Origin of the sequence: Variovorax paradoxus, from assembly GCF_902712855.1 — a bacterium.
GTDB classification, from domain to species: Bacteria; Pseudomonadota; Gammaproteobacteria; order Burkholderiales; family Burkholderiaceae_C; genus Variovorax; species Variovorax paradoxus_Q.
In genome coordinates, this window is sequence record NZ_LR743508.1 from 223,076 (window position 1) to 243,368 (window position 20,293).

Consider the following 20,293-nt stretch of genomic DNA (forward strand, 5'->3'; position numbering starts at 1 on the left):
GCACCGGCCGCAGGGGCTTCAACCCTGCGCGATCGCCACCCAGGCGCTGGCGAGCAGCGTGGAGCCCGCGGCGGCCAGCAGGCCGCCCACCACCCATTTGAGCGTGCGCGGCTTGAGCTTGTTGGGCAGCCGGTGGTGCAGCCGCGTCACGCCATAGACGACAGGCATCGCACAGCCGGCCAGCAGCGCGGAGTACCAAGAGAAGTGGCCCGTGGGCACCACGATCACCAGCCGCACCAGCGAGTTGAACGCGAACATCAGCAGCAGCGCGCGGCGCACCAGTTCGCGGTCGAGCGGCTGGCGGTACATGTGGAACACGATGGGCGGCCCCGAGCTGGAGAACAGTCCGCCCAGCACGCCCGAGAGCCCGCCGATCAGCGCGAAGCTGATGCGGCCCGACACCGCCGGCAGCGGCCGGCCCTGCATCACCAGCAGCACCGCGCATCCCAGGATCGACACGCCCAGCAGGCCGCGCAGCCAGTTCACGGCGCCGCCGCTGAGCCAGGTGAGCAGCACCAGCCCGACGATGACGCCGACCGTGCTGCCGTTGAGAGCCGGCTTCATCAGCTGCCACGGCACCACGCCGGGACGCGCGCGGAAGTAGGTCCAGGCGTTGATGAGGCTCAGCACGGTCGCCGCGTTGGCGGTGTCGCTCACGCTGGCGATGTGGAACACCGACACCAGGCCCAGAAGGATCAGGCTGAACGCGAACCCCGTGAGGTTCTGGGCGTAGGTGGCGAGCGCCACGCAGGCCATGAAGACCAGCACGGGGCCGGCTTCGGAAAGAATCGCTTGCACCGGATATACGTGAATGGGCCGCTGCCGAGGCCGCGTGACGCGGCCCGGTGGCCAGGGCGATGCCTTGGCCTGCCGCAGTGAAAAAGGAAGGATGCAACCCACGAGGCCGCCAGCGGGCCTGGATGTCGCGGGGCGTATTGTCTCCCGAACGCGGGGCGTCCTGCTGCCGGCGCGCCGGTACTCCGGCCTTGCAGTCGGACATGGGTCCGGCATGCGGCGCCCGTTGCACCCGCGCGGCGATGGCCGCGGCGGTTCAGTAGATCGGTGGTTCCGGCGTCGGCGCGTTGCCGGCAAGGCTCGCAAAGTCGCAGCCCAGGTGCGCCTGCGTCACCTCGTGCTGGAAGATCTTCGTGTAGCCGCGCACGTAGGCCTGCGCGGGCGGCTTCCACTGCGCGCGGCGCGCGGCCAGTTCCTCGTCGGACACCAGCATGTCGAGGCTGCGCGCGCCGATGTCCAGGCGCACCGTGTCGCCGGTCTTCAGCAGCGCCAGCGGTCCGCCGATGGCCGACTCGGGCGACACGTGCAGCACGCAGGTGCCGTAGTGCGTGCCGCTCATGCGCGAATCGGAAATGCGCAGCATGTCGCGCACGCCCTCGCGCAGGAGCTTCTTCGGGATCGGCAGGTTGCCCCATTCGGGCATGCCGGGGCCGCCGACCGGCCCACCGTTGCGCAGCACCAGCACGGTGGAAGCGTCGCAGTCGAGGTTGTCGTCGGCCATGGCCGCAAGCATCTCCGCGTTCGAGTCGAACACCAGCGCACGCCCGGTGTGGCGCAGCAGTTGCGGCGTGGCGGCCGAGGGCTTGATGACCGCGCCGTCGGGGCACAGGTTGCCGCGCAGCACCGCCAGCGCGATGCCGGCCTCGGGGCACTCCGGCGTGCCCTCCTTGAGCGGCGTGGCCGGGTCGAGGATGGTGCTGCCGTCATCGTCGTCCGCAGGCCAGCCCGCGATGTCCTCGCCGAGCGTGCGGCCGGTCACGGTGCGCGCCGACAGGTCGAGGTGCGCCGCGATCCTGTTCAGCACCGCGGGCAGGCCGCCCGCGTAGTGGAAGTCCTCCATCAGCTTCTCGCCGGACGGATACAGGTTGGCGATGACCGGCACGCGGCGCGCCACGGCGTCGAGCTCGTCGATGTCCAGCGCGATGCCCGCGCGCCCCGCCATCGCGGGCAGGTGCACCGCCGCGTTGGTGGAGCCGCCGAGCGCCATGTAGGCGGTGACGGCATTGATGAACGAGGCCTTGGTGACGATGCGCGAAGGCTTCAGGTCTTCCCACACCATGGCGACGATGCGCTCGCCGCAGCGCCAGGCCATGCGGCTGTGTTCCGAGTCGACCGCCGGGATGCTCATGGCCCCGGGCAGCGACAGGCCCATGGCCTCGGCGATGGCCGTCATCGTGCTGGCCGTGCCCATGGTGTTGCAGGTGCCCGGCGTGCGGGTCATGCGCGACTCCAGGCGGATCCACTCGGCCTGGTCGATGTTGCCGATGGTGCGCTCGGCCCAGAACTTCTTGGTGTGCGTGCCCGCGCCCACGGCCTGGCCCTTGTAGCGGTCGTTCATCATCGGTCCGGCCGGCAGGAAGATGGCGGGCACGTCCATCGACAGCGCGCCCATGATGAGGCCGGGCGTGGTCTTGTCGCAGCCGCCCATGAGCACCGCGCCGTCGATCGGCAGGCTGCGCAGCAGCTCCTCGCACTCGATGGCCAGCAGATTGCGGTAGATCATGGTCGTGGGCTTGACCATCACCTCGCCGAGGCTCAGCGCGGGCAGCTCCAGCGGATAGCCGCCGGCCTGCAGCACGCCGCGCTTCACCGCCTCGGCGCGCTCGCGCAGGTGCGCGTGGCACGGCGACAGCTCGCTCCAGGTGTTGACGATGCCGATCACCGGCCGGCCCATGAACTCCTCGCGCGCAAGGCCCTGCTGCTGCATGCGCTGGCGGTGGGCGAAGCCACGGATGTCGTCGCTCGCGAACCAGCGCTGGCTGCGCAGTTGCTCGACGGTCTTGAGGCGAACGCCTTCGTTGGACATGCGGTGTGTTCTTCCTTCTTTGTCTCGTGGGACTGCGGTAGGGCCGGCGATTCAGTAGGTCGCGGGCGCGGCGGGTGCGGCGGGCGCGGGCGGCAGGCTGCGCGCCTTGAAGCGCGCCGCCACGTCGTCCGCGCTCTTGCGCAGCAGCACCTGGTCGTTGGCCACGGCGACGAAGAGCGCGCCGAGGTCGAGCAGTTCCTGGGCGCGCGCCTCGTCGTTCATCAGGATGCCGGGGGCCTTGCCGCAGGCGAGGATGCGCGCGATGGCCTTGTCGACCGCGGCGCGCACCGTCGGGTGGTTGACCTGCCCGGCCACGCCCATGCTGGCCGACAGGTCGCCGGGGCCGATGAAGACGCCATCGACGCCATCGACGTTGGCGATGTCCTCGAGCTGCTCGAGCGCCTCCGCGGTCTCGACCTGCACCAGCACGCAGATCTCGTTCGAGGCTTCGGCCACGTAGCGGGCGTCGCGGCCGAACTTCGAGGCGCGCACCGTGCCGCCCATGCCGCGGATGCCGTTGGGCGGATAGCGCGTGGCGGCCACGGCGGCCTCCGCCTCCTCGCGCGTCTGCACGAAGGGCAGCAGCAGCGTCTGGGCGCCGATGTCGAGGTACTGCTTGATCAGCACCGGATCGTTCCAGGGCGGGCGCACCACGGCGGTGGTCGGGCGGTCGCGCTCGGCCTGCACCGCCTGCAGCTGGCGCAGCATGGTGGTCGGGTCGCCGGGAGTGTGCTCGGCGTCGAGCAGGATCCAGTCGAAGCCGGCGCCCGCGAGCAGCTCGGAAATGTAGGGGTCGGGCAGCGTCGACCAGATGCCGACCTGCGGCGTCTTCGCCGCGAGGGCGTGCTTGAATGCGTTGCGCGAAGGCATGGTTGTCCTGTGTCTTTTGGTGTGTGTTCAGTCGATCTGCACGTTGCCGGCCTTGATGACCTCGCCCATGGCGGCGTAGTCGGCCTTCAGGCGCTCGGCGAAGGCCTGCGGCGTGGACGAGAGCACGTCGAAGCCCTGTTCTTCCAGCGGCTTGCGGAACGCCGGGTCCGCAAGGATTGCGGCCATTTCCTTGTGCAGGCGCTCGAGCACCGGCGCCGGCGTGCCGCTGCGCACCAGCATGCCGCTCCAGGCGAGCTGCACCACGCCGGGCGCGCCCGCCTCCGCCATGGTCGGCACGTTGGGCAGCAGTTTCGAGCGCTGCGTATCGGCCACGGCCAGCACGCGCACGCGGCCGCCCTTCTCCTGGCCCAGCACGGCCGAGAGGTTGTGGAACATCATCGGGATCTGACCGCCCATCACGTCGTTGAGCGCGGCCGGCCCGCCCTTGTAGGGCACATGGATCAGCTGCGTGCCGGTCTTCGCCTCGAACTGCAGTCCCGTGAGGTGCATGGTGTTGCCGTTGCCGGCCGAGCCGAAGCTCAGCGTGCCGGGCGCCTTCTTGGCGGCGGCGACCACGTCGGCCACAGTCTTGTAGGGCGTGCCTGCGCCGACCACCAGCACGTTGGGCGTCTGGTTGGTCAGCGTGACGGGCTGGAAGTCCTTCAGAGGGTCGAAGCCGGTGGCCTTGTAGAGGTGCGGATTCACGGCCAGCGTGCTGACCGAGCCGAAGAACACGGTGTAGCCGTCGGCCGGCTGGTTGCGCGCCACATAGGCGGCCGCGATGTTGCCGTTGGCGCCCGGCCGGTTGTCGATGATCACCGGCTGCCCGAGCCGCTGCGACAGCGCCTGCCCGAAGGGCCGCGCGAACTGGTCGGCCGCACCGCCCGCAGGCTGCGGCACCACGAGCACGATGGGCTTTTGCGGGTATTCGGCCTTCTGCTGGGCCTGCGCGGGCATTGCGCCCAGTGCCAGCACGCAGGCCGCGAGCGCGGCGGTTGCAGACTTCTTCATCTCGTCTCCTGGTTCATGTGTTCATGCACCGCCGCCGCGCCAGAACGCGATCTGCGCGGCGACCTGGTGGTCGATCATGGGTTTGCCGCCGACCACACGCAGCCCGCGCGCGCTGCACGCGGCCATGAGCTCGGTGTCGCGCGCGGCGATGATGTCGAACAGCGCCGCGTCCGGCGCGAGCTGCGCAGGGTCGAACGGCATCGGGTCGCCTTCGTGCAGGCCGAGCGAGGTGGCGTTGACCGCCAGGCCTGCCGCACGCAGGCTGTCGCCGCGCGCCGCCTCGGGCGGCGTGCGCGCATCGATGCCGGGGAAGGCCTTGCGCAGCCCGGCCACCACCTGCGCGGCCTGCTCGGGCTCGCGGTTGAACACATGCAGCTCGCGCACGCCGGCCGCCGCCAGCGCGAAGGCGATGGCCGTGCCCGCGCCGCCCGCGCCCACCAGCACCACCGGCCGGTCCGGCCGCTCGAGTCCCAGCACGCCATGCGCACGTGCCGCCTCGACGAAGCCCACGCCGTCGAAGCTCTCGCCCGACCACTGGCCGTCGGCGTCGATGCGCATGGTGTTGACCACCCCCGTGCGCCGCGCCTCGGGCCCGCGCCGCGCGCACAGCGCATGCGCCGCAGCTTTGTGCGGAATGGTGAGGTTGAGTCCCTGCAGGTTGCGCACGCGCGCGAGCTGCGCCACCGTGGTCGCGAAGTCGTCGGGGTGTACGCCCATCGGCACCAGGCACCAGTCGAGGCCGGCGGCCGCGAAGGCCGGGTTGTAGATGCGCGGCGCGCGCACATGGTCGACCGGGTGCGCAAGGATGGGCACGAGCCGCGTGGCACCGCTGAGGCCGGTGGGCACCATGGCGTCAGCCCTTCACCGCGCCGGCCGTCAGGCCGCTCACGAGGTAGCGCCGCACCAGCATCGAGAACACGAGCACCGGTGCCATCACCAGCGAGCCGCCGGCGGCGATCTTGCCCCACTCCCAGCCCTCGTAGTTCATGAAGTTCACCACCGCCACCGGCGCGGTGCGGGCATCGGTGCGCGTGAGGATGAGCGCGAAGAAGAAGTCGTTCCACGCATAGAGGAAGCACAGGATGGCCGTGGCCGCGATGCCGGCTGTGGCCATCGGCATCACGATCTCGAGGAACACGGTGCCGAAGCCGGCGCCGTCCATCAGCGCGGCCTCTTCGAGCGACGCGGGCACGGCGTCGAAGAAGGGCTGCATCATCCAGATGACCAGCGGCAGGTTGAAGGTCATGTAGATCATGATGAGCCCGGTGCGCGTGTCGAGCAGCCCGAGCCAGCGGTACGCCAGGAAGAACGGGATGGTGAACGCGATGGGCGGCGCCATGCGCGTCAGCAGGATGCCCAGGCCCAGCCCGAAGCGCCCGCGCCCGGTCCATCGCGACAGCGCATAGGCCGCCGGAATGCCGAACAGCAGCGCCAGCACCGTCGACACGATGCTGGTGACCAGGCTGTTGACGAACGACTCCGGAAACCCGGCCTGCCACAGCCCGACGTAGTGCTCCAGCGTGGGCATGAAGAACACGCGCGGCGGAAACTCCAGGATGAACGGCGTCGGCTTGAACGACATCTGCAGCAGCCACAGGAAGGGCAGCAGCATGAGCACCAGGATCAGCGGCACGGCCCAGCGCGCGAGCGGCCAGCGCTTGCGCCACGAGGACTTGCGCGGCGATGAGGTTGCAGTCGTCATTCCGCGGCTCCCGCGTTGCGGCTCAGGCGCATCGCGCCCCAGCTGATGAGCACGGTGGCCACCAGCAGCACCACCGTGATGGCGCTCGAGTAGCCGAGCTCGCCGAAGTTGAAGGCCACCAGGTAGGCGTAGTAGTTGGTCACCTCGGTCACCGAACCGGGGCCGCCGCCGGTCAGCAGGAAGATCAGCGGAAAGGCCTTGATGCTGTCGATGAGCCGGAACAGCGTGCACACCAGCAGCACCGGGGCGATGTACGGCAGCACGATGTGGCCGAACACGCGCCAGGCGTCGGCCCCGTCCATGCGCGCGGCCTCGACGTACTCGGCCGGCAGCGTCTGCAGCGCGGCCAGCACCATCAGGAAGGTGAACGGCGCCCATTCCCAGGTGTCGGCGATCACAATGGCCCACAGCGCGAAGTCGACGTGCGTGGTGAGCGCCGGCAGCGCGAAGCCGAGCGCCCGGGCGGCCTGGTAGATGGGGCTGATGTCGGGCGTGTAGACCAGCTTCCAGATCACCGCCACCACGATCGGCGGCAGCACCATCGGGATCACGAACAGGTGGCGCAGCGACTTCCAGCGGTCCTGCCCCGAGTGCACCAGCAGCGCGAGCCCCGTGCCCAGCAGCACCTGCAGCACCACCGTGTAGAGCGACAGCCGCGCCTGCACAACGAGCGAGCCGACGAAGCGCTCGTCGCCGCCCAGCAGCTTGTAGTTGCGCAGCGGCTCCGAGAAGTCGCCGAGCGAGCCGGGGTTGACCAGCGCGCCGGGCGTGAGGCTGGTGACCAGCAGGAACAGCGTGGGCAGGCCCGCCACCACCAGCAGGAACACGAGGCTGGGTGCGATCGCCAGCCGCACGAAGCGGCGGCGCTGGCCTTCGTAGGAAGCGGCAGGCATCGTCGGCCGTGCGTCAGACCTTGGCGCCGGCGCGGCGCAGCGCGTTGAGCGCGGCGTCCTGCGCGGCCTTCATCGACTCGGCCGCCGGCTGCTGGCCCGACACCACGCGCTCGACCGCCTTGTTGACCACGTCGCCCACGAGCGGGAACTCCTTCACCGTGCGATAGGCCATGTAGTTGTGCGTCTTGCCCGGCTGCTCCAGCACCTCCAGGTAGAGCTTGCCCAGGTCCTGCCCGTTGATGGTGTTGATGCGCTTGTACTCGGCGCTCTCGATGACCGAGCGGCGGCAGATCGACGGGTGGCCCGTGTCCTTCACGATGCGCGCGCAGAGCTCTGGGCTCAGCGTCCACTTGATGAACTCCCAGGCGGCTTCCTTGTTCTTCGCATTCTTCGGAATGCCCAGGCCCTGGCTGTTCGACGCCGGGAAGTCGCCCTTGGGGCCGGCCGGCATGCGCATGACGCGCGCCGTGTCCTTCACCTTGCTGTCGGGCGAGGTCAGCATCGCGCTGACCCACGAGCTGGAGTGGATGAAGATGTTCGACCGCCCGCCGATGAGCGCCGCGCGCGCCTGGTCTTCGGTGTAGCCCAGCACGCCTTGCGGGCTGTACCTGGACAACAGCCTGGCATAGAACTCGGTCGCCTGCACCGAGGCGGCGGAGTCGAGCGCGGGCTTGATGTCGGTGGGCGGGTTCACGAAGAAGTCGCCGCCGAAGCCCTGCACGTAAGGTGGCAGGAACCAGTGATGCAGGTTGGAGCTGACGAAGCCGGTCACCGGCCCGCTGCCGCCGTCCTGGCCGTGGATGGCCTCGGCGACCTTCATGAGTTCGTCGAAGGTCCGGGGCGCTTCGACGCCGCGCTTCTTCATGAGGTCGGTGCGGCTGATGCCCATGAGCATCGCCCCGCCCTCCCAGGCGAAGCCGTAGGCCTTGCCGGCCTTGTCGAGGTAGGGCAGCTGCGCGCCCTTCACGAAGTCGTCGGGGTTCCAGCTGGCGGGCGTGAGCTTGCGGTCGGCCGCGAAGTCGCTCAGGTTGGCCAGCAGCCCGGCCGCCACCCAGCGCGCGGCCAGGATGAAGGTGACGTTGCAGAAGTCCCAGGCGCTGCCGCCGGACGACAGCTCCAGGTCGGCCTGCTGGTTGTAGACCGGGAAGGCCGAGAGCTGCAGGTCGACCGTCATGCCGGTCTGCTGCTCGAACTCGGGGATGTACTTGCGCAGGATGTTGAAGAAGCCGTGCTGGTAGGCCGCGCCGCGCAGCTTCACGCCGGCGAAGGGCTTGGCCTGTGCGATGGCGGGGAATGCCAGCGTGCCGCCTGCGCCGACCGCTACGCTTGCGGCCGCTGCCTTCAGGAGGCTGCGGCGCTGCGGGTTGATGTCGAGGGAGGGCATGAGGCTCATGGTCGTGGCTCTTTCTTCCGGATCATCCGTGTGGCGTCTGGACTTGAATATGACAGACAAATAGATTTCAATTTCTCATGGAAAACCCGAAATTTACGGCGTATTCACTTGGGATAACCTTATTTCCATAACTAATATGTCCGACCATAAAGAGAACATCGATGCCCAGCCGGCCGTTTCGAGGCGCGGCCCGCTGGCCGTGACCGAGGCGCTGGCCCGCCGCGTGGTGGCGGGCGAATGGGGGGACGGCGCGGCGCTGCCGACGGAAATGGAGCTGGCCGAGCAGCTCGGCGTGGCGCGCACCTCGGTGCGCGAGGCGCTGACCCGGCTCAAGGCCAAGGGCCTGATCGCGTCGCGCCAGAAGGCCGGCACGCGCGTGCTTCCGCGCGACCAATGGAACATGCTCGACGAGGACGTGCTGCGCTGGGCCTGGTCGGGCAACGACCGTGCGCAGATGGCGCGGCACCTGATGCAGCTGCGCCGCATCGTCGAGCCCGCGGCCTGCGAGATCGCGGCCGCCTCGGCACCCGACGCGTCCATTGCGGCCATCGAGCGCGCCTACCGGATGATGGACGCGGCCGGCATGGACGCCGTGGCCTATGCCGGGCCCGACCTGGAGTTCCACCGCGCCATCCTCAGCGCCACGGGCAACCCCTTTCTCGTGGCCTTCGGCGCCACCATCGAGGCCGCGCTGCGCACTTCGTTCGAACTCTCGACGCGCCAGCCCGGCGCGCCGCGCAAGAGCCTGCCGCTGCACCGCGCCGTGCTCGACCAGATCTGGGCGCGCAAACCCGCCGAGGCGCGCCGCGCGATGGAAGAACTGCTCGGCCTGACCGAGTCGAACATCCAGCGCGGCGTGGCCAGGGCGGCCGCCGCGCCCTCCCCCTGACCCCACCGCACTCCCGACAAAGGAACAGGAACCCCGCACCATGGCAGAGATCCGGCTTCAATCCATCAGCAAGCGCTTCGGCGAGGTCGAGGTGATCCCCGGCCTCGACCTCACGATGCCCGACGGCCAGGTGACGGTGCTGCTCGGCCCTTCGGGCTGCGGCAAGTCGACGCTGCTGCGCATGATCGCGGGGCTGGAGACGCCCAGCGGCGGCGAGGTGATCGTGGGCGGGCGCGTGGTGAACGACGTGCCGCCGGCCGAGCGCGGCTGCGCGCTGGTGTTCCAGAACTATGCGCTGTACCCGCACAAGACGGTGCGGCAGAACCTGGCCTTTCCGCTGCGCATGGCCAAGGTCGATGCAGCCGAGCAGCAGCGCAGCGTGGACGAGATCGCCAGCACCCTCGAGCTCACGCCGCTGCTCGACCGCTATCCGCGACAGCTTTCGGGCGGCCAGCGCCAGCGCGTGGCCATGGGCCGCGCCATGATCCGCCGGCCCGAGGTGTTCCTGTACGACGAGCCGCTGTCGAACCTCGACCTCGAGCTGCGCGTGAAGCTGCGCCTGGAGATCGCGCGCATGCAGCGGGCGTCGAAGGCCACCGCGGTCTACGTGACGCACGACCAGACGGAGGCCATGACGCTGGCCGACCAGATCGTGGTGCTGCGAAAGGGCCGCATCGAGCAGGTCGGCTCGCCGCTGGCGCTCTACCGCTCGCCGGCCAACCTGTTCGTGGCGGGCTTCATCGGCACGCCGCGCATGAACCTGTTCCGGGTGGACGCCACCGAGCAGAATGCCGCCGGCACGCGCCTGCGCATCGGCGCGACCTCGCTGCAGGTGCCGCAGCGGCTGAACGGCGAGGTGCGCACGCTGGGCTTTCGCGCCGAGCAGCTGCGCATCGGCGCGCCGCAGCCGGGGCAGGTGGCGCTCGAGCTGCGCGACTGCGAGACACTGGCCGTGGAACAGCTCGGCGACCGCGCGTTCTGCTATCTGCGTTCGTCGCTCGGCGACCTCGTGCTGCTGACGCCCGGCGCGGAGACCACGCTGCCGCGCGACCTGCAACTGTCGCTCTCGCCCGAGGCGCTGCACTTCTTCGACGCGAACGAGCTGGCGTTGCGCAGGGAATCCGAAGCGGAAGCGGTCGCGGCCTGAGCGGGGAAGAAGAAGAACGCGGGAGCGGTCGGGGCCACGAGGGCTACGGAGGCCTTGGCCCTCAGCGCACCATGTCCCACCCCATCATCAGCGCGGCGAAGCCCATCAGCGCGGTGCCGCCCCAGCCGAGCCAGCGCGTGCGCCGCGCCGAGGTGAACACGCCCATGACCTTCTCGCGCGTGACCAGGACCATCATGGCGGCCATGATCGGCACGGCCACCACGCCATTGATGACGGCGCTCCAGTAGAGCGCCTTCATCGGATCGATGGGCGTGAAGTCGAGCGCGGTGCCCACCAGCGTGGCTACCGCGATGATGGCGTAGAACTCCTTGGCCTCGCGCCAGTGCCGCTCCAGCCCTTCCTCCCAGCCGAAGGCCTCGGCCACCGCATAGGCCGCCGACGAGGCCAGCACCGGCACCGCCAGCAGGCCGGTCGCGATGATGCCGCCGGCAAAGAGCCAGAAGGCGAAGTCGCCGGCCAGCGGGCGCAGCGCCTCGGCGGCCTGCGCGGCGGAGGTCACGTCGTGCACGCCGGCCGCGTACAGCACCGACGCGCCCACCACCATCACGAAGAAGGCGATGAGGTTGGAGAAGGTCATGCCCACCCAGGTGTCGATCCGCACGCGCTTCAGGTCGTGGCGCACCTGCTCGTCGGTGCCGCGCCGCCCGCCCTTCAGGCGCAGCTCCTCCACTTCCTGCGAGGCCTGCCAGAAGAACAGGTAGGGCGAGATGGTGGTGCCCAGCAGCGCGACGATCATCATCCAGTAGTCGCCGTTCCACTGCAGCTTCGGCACCACCAGGTCGTGCAGCACGTGGCGCCACTCCACCTGCACCACGAACACCGCCGCCACGTAGGCGAAGAGCGTGAGCGTCAGCCATTTGAGGATGTGGGCCAGCTTGCGGTACGGCACGAACACCTGCAGCAGCACCGTGACCACGCCGAAGACCAGCGCATGGAAGTGCGCCCCGCCGCCCGCCACCAGTTGCAGCGCCTCGCCCATCGCCGCGATGTCCGCGGCGATGTTGATGGTGTTGGCCACCACCAGCAGCGCCACCAGCGCGACCAGCAGGCCGCGCGGCATGTGCTCGCGCAGGTTGGCCGCCACGCCCTTGCCCGTGACCCGGCCGATGCGCGCCGACACCAGCTGGATGGCCACCATGAAAGGCAGCGACAGGAACACCGTCCACAGCAGACCGGTGCCGAACTGGGCGCCGGCCTGCGTGTAGGTGGCGATGCCCGACGGGTCGTCGTCGGCCGCGCCGGTGACGACGCCGGGGCCCACGTGGCGCAGGAAGGAGGGAATTCGTTTTTTCATGTGCGCGCGGATGGTGGCATGCCGAGCCTGACCTCCACATGAACTGCGCGCAACTTCATTGCCGCTCGGAGAACAGCGCCACGATCACCTGCCGCAGCCACCGGTTGCCCGGATCGGCCTCGAAGCGCTTGCTCCAGTGCAGCGACACGGTGAAGTCGCGCAGCGGGAACGGCGGCTCGACGATGGCATAGCCGCCCTCGGCCGCGAAGCCGCGCGCGATGTTGCGCGGCATCACCACCGCCAGGTCGGTGGCGCGCACGATGGCGGGCAGGACCATGAAGTGCTCGGTCGTCAGCCGCAGCCGGTCCTCGAGGTTCAGCAGCTGCAGGATGCGCAGCGTGTCGGCATGGGTGCGCACGGCCACGTAGTCGAGCTCCTGCAGCGCCTCGAGCAGCGCCTGGCCGCTGCGCCGGCGCTTCACGAAGGGGTGGTCGTGGCGCAGCAGCACGATGTAGCGGTCCCGCAGCAACTGGGCGCGCTGGGTGTCCTTCACGCGCGGCAGGAAGCCGAAGGCGAAGTCGACCTTGCCGCTGTCCAGCGCGGTGGCGATGTCGCCCGGCGCCAGCGGCATGGTCTCGAGCCGCACGCCCGGCGCCAGCTCGCGCAGCCGCGCCATCAGCGCCGGCAGGAACCGGCCTTCGCCGATGTCGCTCATGTGGATGCGGAAGGCCTTGCGCGACACCAGCGGTTCGAAGTGGTCGGACTCGTGCAGCGCCTCCTCCAGCGTGCTCAATGCCGCCTGCACCGCCACCGCCAGCCGGTCGGCGCGCGGCGTGGGCGCCACGCCGCCGGGAGCGCGGGTGAAGAGCGCGTCGGCCAGCAGCAGCCGCAGCCGCCCCAGCCCGTGGCTGGCCGCCGGCTGCGTGAGGCCCAGCGACTCCGCCGCGCGGCTCACGTTGCGTTCGCGGTAGACCGCGTCGAACAGGCGCAGCAGATTGAGGTCGAGCGTTTCCATATGCATGCCATTCATATTGCTTAGCTCGATTATTTTATTGAGCGCGCGGGCGGTGCCACGCACACTGGCGGGCGGCCGGCGGCAAGCCTGCCTGCCGGGCGCTGCAAGCGCACCCCCACGACAAGAAGGAGACAAGACATGGCCATGCTTCGTGCACTTCGTCCTTTCCGCGCGCATGCGGCGTTCGCCGCCCTGCTTTGCGCCACCGTCACCGCATGGGCGCAGCAGCCCCCGGCCGAGGAGCCGGGCTGGGCCAAGGGCCGGCCCAAGAGCGAGGCCGCCACGCGCATGGCGCCGGTGCCGTCGTTCCCCATCGCCACCGCGGCCGACCAGCTGCCGACGGCCAAGTTCAAGCTGCCGCCCGGATTCAAGGTCGAGACCTGGGCCTCGGGCGTGCTCGACGCGCGCGAGCTGCGCCAGGGTGCCAAGGGCACGGTGTTCGTGAGCACGCTCTTCGTGGGCAACAAGGTCTACGCGATCCCCGAGAAAGGCGACCGCAAGCCGAAGACGGTGATCGACAAGACCGAGTTCGCCACCGGCATCGAGTTCGACAAGGGCGCGCTCTACCTGGCGACCCACAAGCAGATCGTTCGCTACGACGGCATCGAGGACAAGCTCGACAACCCCGGCGCGCCGGTGGTGCTCAACGACAAGCTGCCCGGCGGCCAGGACCACAGCTGGCGCTACCTGCGCATGCATGGCGGCAAGCTCTACTACGCGGTCGGCGCGCCCTGCAACCTGTGCGAGCCCGACGACGCGCATGCGCGCATCTTCCGCATGAACCCCGACGGCAGCGGCATCGAGACCGTGGCGCGCGGCGTGCGCAACACGGTGGGCTTCGACTTCGACCCCAAGACCGGCAACCTCTGGTTCACCGACAACGGCCGCGACTGGCTCAGCGAGGACCTGCCGAACGACGAGCTGAACGTGGTGACCAGGCCCGACCAGCATTTCGGCTACCCGTACTGCCACCAGGGCAACATCGCCGACTCCGAGTTCGGCTGGGGCAAGAGCTGCAACGACTACGTGAAGCCCGCCGCCCTGCTGGGTCCGCACGCCGCCGCACTGGGGCTCACCTTCTACAAGGGAACGATGTTCCCGGCGAAGTACCGCGGCGCGATGTTCATCGCACGCCACGGCCCTTGGAACCGCACCGTCAAGTACGCGGACATCGCGGTGGCCTGGCCCGACGGCAAGGGCGGCGCGAAAGTCGAACCCTTCATGACGGGCTTCGTCGAGAACAACAACTACCTCGGCCGGCCGGTGGACTTCCTCGTGCTCAAGGACGGCTCGATGCTCGTGAGCGACGATCACGCCGGCGCGATCTACCGCATCAGCTACGGCGGCCGATGAAGGGCGCGCATCTCATCGTGGTGCGGTGTGCGCTGGCGGCGATCGTCATGGCAGCGGCGTGTTCGGCCGGCGCCCAGGGCACGAAGACCGCGCCGGCCGCCAAGGGCAGCGTCTATGCGCAACGCTATGCCGAGCTGTGCGCGTCCTGCCACGGCGCCAACGGCCGCAGCGACATGGCGGGCACGCCGGTGCTCGCGGGGCAGCATTCGTTCTACGCGATCACGCAGCTGTTCCTGTTCCGCGAAGGCCGGCGCGACAACCCGGCGATGTCGACCATCGCAAAAGGAATGAAGGACGAAGACCTGCGCGGCTTCTCCGATTTCATCGGAACGCTGGCGCCGGTGCCCGCGCCGCCCGCCGCCACGGCGCCCGACGCGGCCCGCATGGCACGCGGCCAGGCGCTCGCCCAGGAGAACCGCTGCGTGCTGTGCCACGGCGCGGACCTGGCCGGCGGCCAGCAGGTGCCGCGCATCGCGCAGCAGCACGAGGACTACCTGCAGCTCACGCTGCAGGGCTTCCGCACCGGCAAGCGCCCCGGCTACACGCAGGCGATGACCGAGGCGGTGGGCCGCATGCCGCCCGAAGACCTCGACACCCTCGCGTACTACGTGGCGCGCTTCCCCGGCGGCGCCGCGAAGGCGGCACCCAGATAGCAGAGAGCGCAGGCCTGAGCCGACGCCCGTGCCCGATGGCAGCAGGCGCAGCGCACTTCACCCATCCCCACATACACCGGAGCCGAATCTCTTGGAAGTTTCATTCAGCAAGGAAGTGGAAATGCTGCGCCTCGGCGCCGGCGACACCTTCCACGGCGAGGGCATCCTCGCGATCACCAAGGGCCTGCTGCAGTCGGGCGTGGCCTATGTCGGCGGCTACCAGGGCGCGCCGGTGTCGCACCTGCTCGACGTGATGGTCCAGGGCAAGGCCTACATGGACGAACTTGGCGTGCACGTCGAAGCCTGCTCCAACGAGGCCTCGGCCGCGGCGATGCTCGGCGCGTCCATCCACTACCCGCTGCGGGGCGCGGTGACGTGGAAGTCGATCGTCGGCACCAACGTGGCGGCCGATGCGCTGTCGAACCTTTCGTCGCCGGGCGTGACCGGCGGCGTGCTGGTGGTGGTGGGCGAGGACTACGGCGAAGGCGCCAGCGTGATCCAGGAACGCACGCACGCCTATGCGCTGAAGTCGAGCATGTGCCTGCTCGACCCCCGGCCCGACCTGGGCGTGATGGTGCGCATGGTGGAGGAAGGCTTCCGCCTCTCGGAGGCCTCGAACATGCCCTGCCTGATGGAACTGCGCATCCGCACCTGCCACGTGCGCGGCAGCTTCGAATGCAAGGACAACGTGGCGCCGGCCGTGTCGACGCGCGCGCTGATGAACGAGCCGGCCGGCTTCGACTACATGCGCCTCGCGCACCCGCCCGTCACCTTCCGCCACGAGAAGCTCAAGGGCGAGCAGCGCATTCCGGCGGCGCGGCGCCATATCGTCGAGCGCGGCCTCAACGAGCTGATGCCGGGCCAGCGCCACGCCGACCTGGGCATCGTGGTGCAGGGCGGCCTGTACAACGCGCTGGTGCGCAGCCTGCAGCAGCACGGCCTGGCCGATGCCTTCGGCGAGACGGACATCCCGATCCTGGTGCTCAACGTGACCTGCCCGCTGGTGCCGGACCAGATTGCCGATTTCTGCATCGGCAGGCGCGCGGTGCTGGTGGTGGAAGAAGGCCAGCCCGAGTACATCGAGCAGGACATGGCCACGCTGCTGCGCCGCCGCGACATCCAGACGCCGCTGCACGGCAAGGACATGCTGCCGTCGGCGGGCGAATACGGCGTGGAAGTGCTGGCCGGCGGCATCGCGGCCTTTGCCGCGAAGTACCTCGCGACGGGCGATGCCGCCGCTTCGGCGCAGGCCTGGCTGGCCGGCAACCGCGAGCGCCGCGAAGCGGTGGCGCACCAGCTGAGCGGGCCGCTGCCCAACCGGCCGCCGAGCTTCTGCATCGGCTGTCCCGAGCGGCCGGTGTTCTCGGCGCTCAAGCTCGCGCAGCAGGAAACCGGGCCGGTGCACGTCGCGGCCGACATCGGCTGCCATGCCTTCGGCACCTTCGAGCCGTTCTCGATGGGCCACTCGATCCTCGGCTACGGCATGAGCCTCGCGAGCCGCGCGGGCGTGGCGCCCATGATGAACCGGCGCACGCTGTCGATCATGGGCGACGGCGGCTTCTGGCACAACGGGCTGCTCACGGGCGTGCAGAGCGCGCTGTTCAACGGCGACGACGCGGTGCTGCTGATCTTCAAGAACGGCTACACCTCGGCCACCGGCACGCAGGACATCATCTCGACGCCCGACGACGAGATCAAGGAGCGCGCAGTCGACAAGCAGCAGAGCCTGGTCGACAAGAACCAGACCATCGAGGCCACGCTCAAGGGCCTGGGCGTTCAATGGATGCGCACCGTGACCACCTACGACGTGGAGCGCATGCGCAGGACGTTGACCGAAGCGCTCACCAGCGACTTCAACGGCCTGAAGGTGGTGATCGCAGAAGGCGAATGCCAGCTGGAGCGCCAGCGCCGCATCAAGCCGTGGCTCGCCAGCCTGCTGAAGAAGGGCGAGCGCGTGGTGCGCGTGAAGTACGGCGTGGACGAGGACGTGTGCAACGGCGACCACGCCTGCATCCGCCTGTCGGGCTGTCCCACGCTCACGCTCAAGGACAACCCCGATCCGCTCAAGGTGGACCCGGTGGCCACGGTGATCGATGGCTGCGTGGGCTGCGGCCTGTGCGGCGCCAACGCGCATGCCGCCACGCTGTGCCCGAGCTTCTACCGCGCCGAAGTGGTGCAGAACCCGAAGTGGCACGAGCGGCTGCTGCATGGCATGAGGGGCGCGGTGGTGCGGGCGCTGCAGCCGACATGAGCGCGCTGTCCTGTTCCCTCTCCGCGTGGGAAGGGGGTGGGGGCGCGGGCATGGGCATTCGCACGCGCACCGCCTCCCTTGCCGCCGCCGGCCTTCACCCCAATCCTCTCCCCGTGGGGAGAGGGAGCCAATGCCAATGAAACCGACCATGGACCACACCCGCCCCCTCACCCTCCTCGTCTGCGCCCTCGGCGGCGAAGGCGGCGGCGTGCTGACCGAATGGCTGGTCGACATCGCGCGCCATGCCGGCTACGCCGCGCAGAGCACGTCGATTCCCGGCGTGGCGCAGCGCACGGGCGCGACCACCTACTACCTCGAGGTGTTCCCGGTGCCGCTCGCGCAGCTCGGCGCGCGCCGGCCGGTGTTCAGCCTGAGCCCGGTGCCGGGTGCTCTCGACGCGATCGTGTCGTCCGAGCTGCTGGAGACCACGCGCCAGATCGGCAACGGCATGAGCGCCCCACAGCGCACGCTGGTCATCAGCTCGTCGGCGCGCATCTTCACCACGGCGGAACGCATGGAGCCCGGCGACGGCCGCGCCGATTCCCAGCGCCTGCTCGACGTGGTGAAGGCGTTCAGCCGCGAGCACCATGTGTTCGACATGAACGCCATCGCGCGCGACAGCGGCACGGTGGTCAGCGCGGTGATGCTGGGCGCCATCGCCGGCAGCGGGTTGCTCCCGTTTCCCCGCGAGGCCTATGAACACGTGGTGCGCGGCGGCAACACCAGCGCGCCGGAGAAGCTGGGCAAGATGGCTGCGGCCAGCCTGCGCGGCTTTGCCGCCGCGTTCGACGCGGTGAGCGCGCCGCGTGCGCAGGCCGCTTTCGTCAGCAGCGTGCTGGCGGGCGACGACCGCGACGCACCGGCCGCCGCAGCGCTGCCCGCCGACCTCTCGCAGCGCTTTCCGCCCGCGGTGCACGATATGCTCGCACTCGGCCACGCGCGCGTGCTCGACTATCAGGACGCTGCGTATGCCGTGCTGTACGCCGATCGCCTGGGCCGCGTGCTCGACGCCGAGCGCGCCGCCGACCCGGCCGGCGTGCAGGGGTTCGCCATCACCCGCGAGGCCGCGCGCTGGCTCGCGCTGTGGATGGCCTTCGACGACATCGTGCGCGTGGCGGCGCTGAAGGGCCGCGCGAGCCGCGGGCAGCGCGTGCGGCAGGAAGTGCGCGCCGGCGAGGAAGACATCGTGAAGGTCTACGACCACTTCAAGCCCGGCGCCGCCGAGTTCGCGGCCCTGCTGCCGCCCTCGCTCGCGCACCGCGTGACGGCCTGGGACCGCAAGCGGCAGGCCCGTGGCCGCGCGCCCTGGGCGCTGCCGCTGAAGGTGGGCAGCCATTCGGTCATGGGCATGGCCGCGCTGCGGCTGCTGTCTTCGCTGCGCTGGCTGCGGCGCCGTGGCAGCCGGTTCGCCGAGGAGCAGGCGCTGATCGGACGCTGGCTCGCCGCGGTGGAGGCCGGCGCGCGCGAGGCATGGGCGCTGGGCCACGAGCTGGCGCTGTGCGGGCGGCTCATCAAGGGCTACGGCAGCACCAACGAGCGCGGCAAGGAGAACCTGCTGCACGTGACCGACCACCTGGCAACGCAGGCCGGTGTGCCGCCAGCCGTGCGCGCGCAGGCCGTGGCCGCCGCGCGCACGGCGGCGCTGGCCGACGATGCCGGCCGTGCGCTCGACGCCGCGCTGCTCGCGCACGGCGCGCCGGCACGCCCCGTCAAGGCCCAGCCCATCCGCTGGATGAAGCGCAAGCCCACCGGCGGCGCCTGAGCAGCGAGCACCGCCATGGCACTCCTGCTCAACGTCGAAGACCACCGGCGCCGCGCGCGGCGCCTGCTGCCGCGGCTGGTGTTCGACTATGTCGACGGCGGCGCGGAGGACGAGCGCTGCCTGCGGCGCAACCGCGATGCGCTCGAGGCATTGCCGCTCGTGCCGGAATGCCTGCGCGACACCAGCGTGGTCGACACCGGCATCGAGCTTTTCGGGCGCCGCTGGAACGCGCCCTTCGCCATCGCCCCGATCGGGCTCGCCGGCCTGGTACGCCCGCGTGCCGATGCCTTGCTGGCCGCCGCGGCACAGGCCGCGCGCGTGCCCTTCATCCTGTCGACCGCATCGAACACGCGCATCGAGCACGTGCGCGCCGCCGCGCCCGATGCGCAACTGTGGATGCAGCTCTACGTGATGGGCGAACGCACCATCGCCGAGCGCATCGTGCGCCGCGCGCGCGCCGCCGGCTTCGAGGCGCTGGTGCTCACGGTGGACGTGCCCGTCAGCGGCCTGCGCGAGCGCGACCTGCGGCACGGCTTCCGCGTACCGATGCGGCTCACGCCCGGCACCGTGCTCGACATGGCAAGCCACCCCGCCTGGCTGTGGCGGCTGGCGAGCAGCGGCATGCCGTCGTTCGCCAACCTGATGCCCGGCGACGACGAGCCTCCGGTCTCCGCGCAGGCGCAGGCGGCGCTGCTCTCGCGCACCATGGACCGTACGCTCACGTGGGACAGCATCGGCTGGCTGCGCCGGCTGTGGGACGGCCCGTTGCTCATCAAGGGCCTGCTGGGCGCGGAGGACGCGAAGCGCGCGGTGCGCTGCGGCGCCGACGCGATCGTGGTGTCCAACCATGGCGGCCGCCAGCTCGACGCGGCACCGGCCAGCATTGCCGCGCTGCCCGCGATCGTCGAGGCGGTGAACGGCCGCATGCCGGTGCTGGTGGACGGCGGCGTGCGGCGCGGCAGCGACGTCGTGAAGGCGCTGGCGCTCGGCGCGCATGCCGCGCTGGTCGGCCGCGCGCCCCTCTATGGCCTGGCCTGCGGCGGCGAACAAGGCGCGCTGGCGGTGCTGCAGCTGCTCGCGCAGGAAACCGAACGCACGATGACGCTGCTGGGCGCCAGGCACCCGCGCGAACTCGGCCCGCGCCATGTGGACCGGCCCGAAATCCGTTCGCCCGTCGAACACGGTCAGGAAGCGTCGCAGCTCAAGGAAAACACGCACGGGAAAGCCTCCATTTACCCCACGCACGCGACTGCCTAGATTGCGCAACCAGTTCAAGAA

17 protein-coding genes are annotated in these 20,293 nt (G+C 70.2%); 7 read left to right on the plus strand and 10 right to left on the minus strand.

The annotated features are described in order from the left end of the window. Window positions 1–18: 18 nt before the first annotated feature. From AACL56_RS27500 to AACL56_RS27535, 8 genes are all read right to left on the minus strand, one after another. The gene (locus tag AACL56_RS27500) at window positions 19–798 is read right to left on the minus strand and encodes a sulfite exporter TauE/SafE family protein (RefSeq protein WP_339093154.1); all 780 of its coding nucleotides are present in this window, start codon (window positions 796–798) and stop codon (window positions 19–21) included. Window positions 799–1,051: 253 nt separating this feature from the next. Further along, the gene (araD, locus tag AACL56_RS27505; RefSeq protein WP_339093155.1) at window positions 1,052–2,821 is read right to left on the minus strand and encodes an L-arabinonate dehydratase; all 1,770 of its coding nucleotides are present in this window, start codon (window positions 2,819–2,821) and stop codon (window positions 1,052–1,054) included. 51 nt (window positions 2,822–2,872) lie between these two features. Next, window positions 2,873–3,691 (minus strand): HpcH/HpaI aldolase family protein, encoded by an 819-nt coding sequence (locus tag AACL56_RS27510; protein WP_339093156.1) that lies wholly within the window; start codon window positions 3,689–3,691, stop codon window positions 2,873–2,875. Between the two features lie 27 nt (window positions 3,692–3,718). Continuing rightward, window positions 3,719–4,702 carry a Bug family tripartite tricarboxylate transporter substrate binding protein gene (locus tag AACL56_RS27515; protein ID WP_339093157.1) on the minus strand — a complete coding sequence of 328 codons (984 nt, stop codon included), beginning with the start codon at window positions 4,700–4,702 and terminating at the stop codon, window positions 3,719–3,721. 21 nt (window positions 4,703–4,723) lie between these two features. Further along, a complete protein-coding gene (locus AACL56_RS27520) occupies window positions 4,724–5,551 on the minus strand; it encodes a shikimate dehydrogenase family protein (RefSeq protein WP_339093158.1) in 828 nt (275 codons plus the stop codon). 4 nt (window positions 5,552–5,555) lie between these two features. Beyond that, window positions 5,556–6,404, minus strand: a complete 849-nt coding sequence (locus AACL56_RS27525; protein ID WP_339093159.1) for a carbohydrate ABC transporter permease — start codon at window positions 6,402–6,404, stop codon at window positions 5,556–5,558. After that, the gene (locus AACL56_RS27530; protein ID WP_339093160.1) at window positions 6,401–7,297 is read right to left on the minus strand and encodes a carbohydrate ABC transporter permease; all 897 of its coding nucleotides are present in this window, start codon (window positions 7,295–7,297) and stop codon (window positions 6,401–6,403) included. Before AACL56_RS27530 ends, AACL56_RS27525 begins: the two co-directional genes overlap by 4 nt. A gap of 13 nt (window positions 7,298–7,310) precedes the next feature. After that, complete coding sequence (locus AACL56_RS27535) at window positions 7,311–8,690, minus strand: ABC transporter substrate-binding protein (RefSeq protein ID WP_339093161.1); 1,380 nt, start codon at window positions 8,688–8,690, stop codon at window positions 7,311–7,313. Between the two features lie 136 nt (window positions 8,691–8,826). On the opposite strand from AACL56_RS27535, the gene AACL56_RS27540 reads away from it, so the two are divergent. Together AACL56_RS27540 and AACL56_RS27545 are read left to right on the plus strand one after the other, a co-directional pair. Continuing rightward, window positions 8,827–9,579: a FadR/GntR family transcriptional regulator gene (locus AACL56_RS27540; RefSeq protein WP_339093162.1), complete on the plus strand. Its 753-nt coding sequence runs from the start codon at window positions 8,827–8,829 to the stop codon at window positions 9,577–9,579. Window positions 9,580–9,619: 40 nt separating this feature from the next. Next, window positions 9,620–10,726, plus strand: a complete 1,107-nt coding sequence (locus AACL56_RS27545) for an ABC transporter ATP-binding protein (RefSeq protein ID WP_339093163.1) — start codon at window positions 9,620–9,622, stop codon at window positions 10,724–10,726. A gap of 61 nt (window positions 10,727–10,787) precedes the next feature. On the opposite strand, the gene AACL56_RS27550 is transcribed toward AACL56_RS27545, so the two are convergent. After that, window positions 10,788–12,041, minus strand: coding sequence for an NRAMP family divalent metal transporter (locus tag AACL56_RS27550; RefSeq protein WP_339093164.1), 1,254 nt, complete (start codon window positions 12,039–12,041; stop codon window positions 10,788–10,790). Window positions 12,042–12,096: 55 nt separating this feature from the next. Beyond that, window positions 12,097–13,002 (minus strand): LysR family transcriptional regulator, encoded by a 906-nt coding sequence (locus AACL56_RS27555; RefSeq protein ID WP_339095255.1) that lies wholly within the window; start codon window positions 13,000–13,002, stop codon window positions 12,097–12,099. Window positions 13,003–13,134: 132 nt separating this feature from the next. Here AACL56_RS27555 and AACL56_RS27560 point away from each other — a divergent pair, with 132 nt between their 5' ends. The 5 genes from AACL56_RS27560 to AACL56_RS27580 all read left to right on the plus strand — a co-directional run bounded on the left by AACL56_RS27560 (window position 13,135) and on the right by AACL56_RS27580 (window position 20,272). Beyond that, the gene (locus AACL56_RS27560) at window positions 13,135–14,349 is read left to right on the plus strand and encodes a PQQ-dependent sugar dehydrogenase (RefSeq protein WP_339093165.1); all 1,215 of its coding nucleotides are present in this window, start codon (window positions 13,135–13,137) and stop codon (window positions 14,347–14,349) included. Further along, window positions 14,346–15,002, plus strand: coding sequence for a c-type cytochrome (locus AACL56_RS27565; RefSeq protein WP_339093166.1), 657 nt, complete (start codon window positions 14,346–14,348; stop codon window positions 15,000–15,002). Before AACL56_RS27560 ends, AACL56_RS27565 begins: the two co-directional genes overlap by 4 nt. Before the next feature lie 91 nt (window positions 15,003–15,093). Further along, window positions 15,094–17,253 (plus strand): indolepyruvate ferredoxin oxidoreductase subunit alpha, encoded by a 2,160-nt coding sequence (locus AACL56_RS27570; RefSeq protein ID WP_339093167.1) that lies wholly within the window; start codon window positions 15,094–15,096, stop codon window positions 17,251–17,253. A gap of 148 nt (window positions 17,254–17,401) precedes the next feature. Beyond that, window positions 17,402–19,015, plus strand: a complete 1,614-nt coding sequence (locus tag AACL56_RS27575) for an indolepyruvate oxidoreductase subunit beta family protein (protein ID WP_339093168.1) — start codon at window positions 17,402–17,404, stop codon at window positions 19,013–19,015. Between the two features lie 15 nt (window positions 19,016–19,030). Continuing rightward, window positions 19,031–20,272 (plus strand): alpha-hydroxy acid oxidase, encoded by a 1,242-nt coding sequence (locus AACL56_RS27580; protein ID WP_339093169.1) that lies wholly within the window; start codon window positions 19,031–19,033, stop codon window positions 20,270–20,272. Window positions 20,273–20,293: the final 21 nt, after the last annotated feature.

What these genes read in the sequence shown, in the direction of transcription:
- AACL56_RS27550 (WP_339093164.1), bottom strand. Translation starts at nt 12,041, where the DNA reads ATGAAAAAACGAATTCCCTCCTTCCTGCGCCACGTGGGCCCCGGCGTC.
- AACL56_RS27580 (WP_339093169.1), top strand. Translation starts at nt 19,031, where the DNA reads ATGGCACTCCTGCTCAACGTCGAAGACCACCGGCGCCGCGCGCGGCGC.
- AACL56_RS27510 (WP_339093156.1), bottom strand. Translation starts at nt 3,691, where the DNA reads ATGCCTTCGCGCAACGCATTCAAGCACGCCCTCGCGGCGAAGACGCCG.
- AACL56_RS27575 (WP_339093168.1), top strand. Translation starts at nt 17,402, where the DNA reads ATGGACCACACCCGCCCCCTCACCCTCCTCGTCTGCGCCCTCGGCGGC.
- AACL56_RS27545 (WP_339093163.1), top strand. Translation starts at nt 9,620, where the DNA reads ATGGCAGAGATCCGGCTTCAATCCATCAGCAAGCGCTTCGGCGAGGTC.
- AACL56_RS27515 (WP_339093157.1), bottom strand. Translation starts at nt 4,702, where the DNA reads ATGAAGAAGTCTGCAACCGCCGCGCTCGCGGCCTGCGTGCTGGCACTG.
- araD (WP_339093155.1), bottom strand. Translation starts at nt 2,821, where the DNA reads ATGTCCAACGAAGGCGTTCGCCTCAAGACCGTCGAGCAACTGCGCAGC.
- AACL56_RS27555 (WP_339095255.1), bottom strand. Translation starts at nt 13,002, where the DNA reads ATGCATATGGAAACGCTCGACCTCAATCTGCTGCGCCTGTTCGACGCG.
- AACL56_RS27530 (WP_339093160.1), bottom strand. Translation starts at nt 7,297, where the DNA reads ATGCCTGCCGCTTCCTACGAAGGCCAGCGCCGCCGCTTCGTGCGGCTG.
- AACL56_RS27540 (WP_339093162.1), top strand. Translation starts at nt 8,827, where the DNA reads ATGTCCGACCATAAAGAGAACATCGATGCCCAGCCGGCCGTTTCGAGG.
- AACL56_RS27525 (WP_339093159.1), bottom strand. Translation starts at nt 6,404, where the DNA reads ATGACGACTGCAACCTCATCGCCGCGCAAGTCCTCGTGGCGCAAGCGC.
- AACL56_RS27565 (WP_339093166.1), top strand. Translation starts at nt 14,346, where the DNA reads ATGAAGGGCGCGCATCTCATCGTGGTGCGGTGTGCGCTGGCGGCGATC.
- AACL56_RS27560 (WP_339093165.1), top strand. Translation starts at nt 13,135, where the DNA reads ATGGCCATGCTTCGTGCACTTCGTCCTTTCCGCGCGCATGCGGCGTTC.
- AACL56_RS27520 (WP_339093158.1), bottom strand. Translation starts at nt 5,551, where the DNA reads ATGGTGCCCACCGGCCTCAGCGGTGCCACGCGGCTCGTGCCCATCCTT.
- AACL56_RS27535 (WP_339093161.1), bottom strand. Translation starts at nt 8,690, where the DNA reads ATGAGCCTCATGCCCTCCCTCGACATCAACCCGCAGCGCCGCAGCCTC.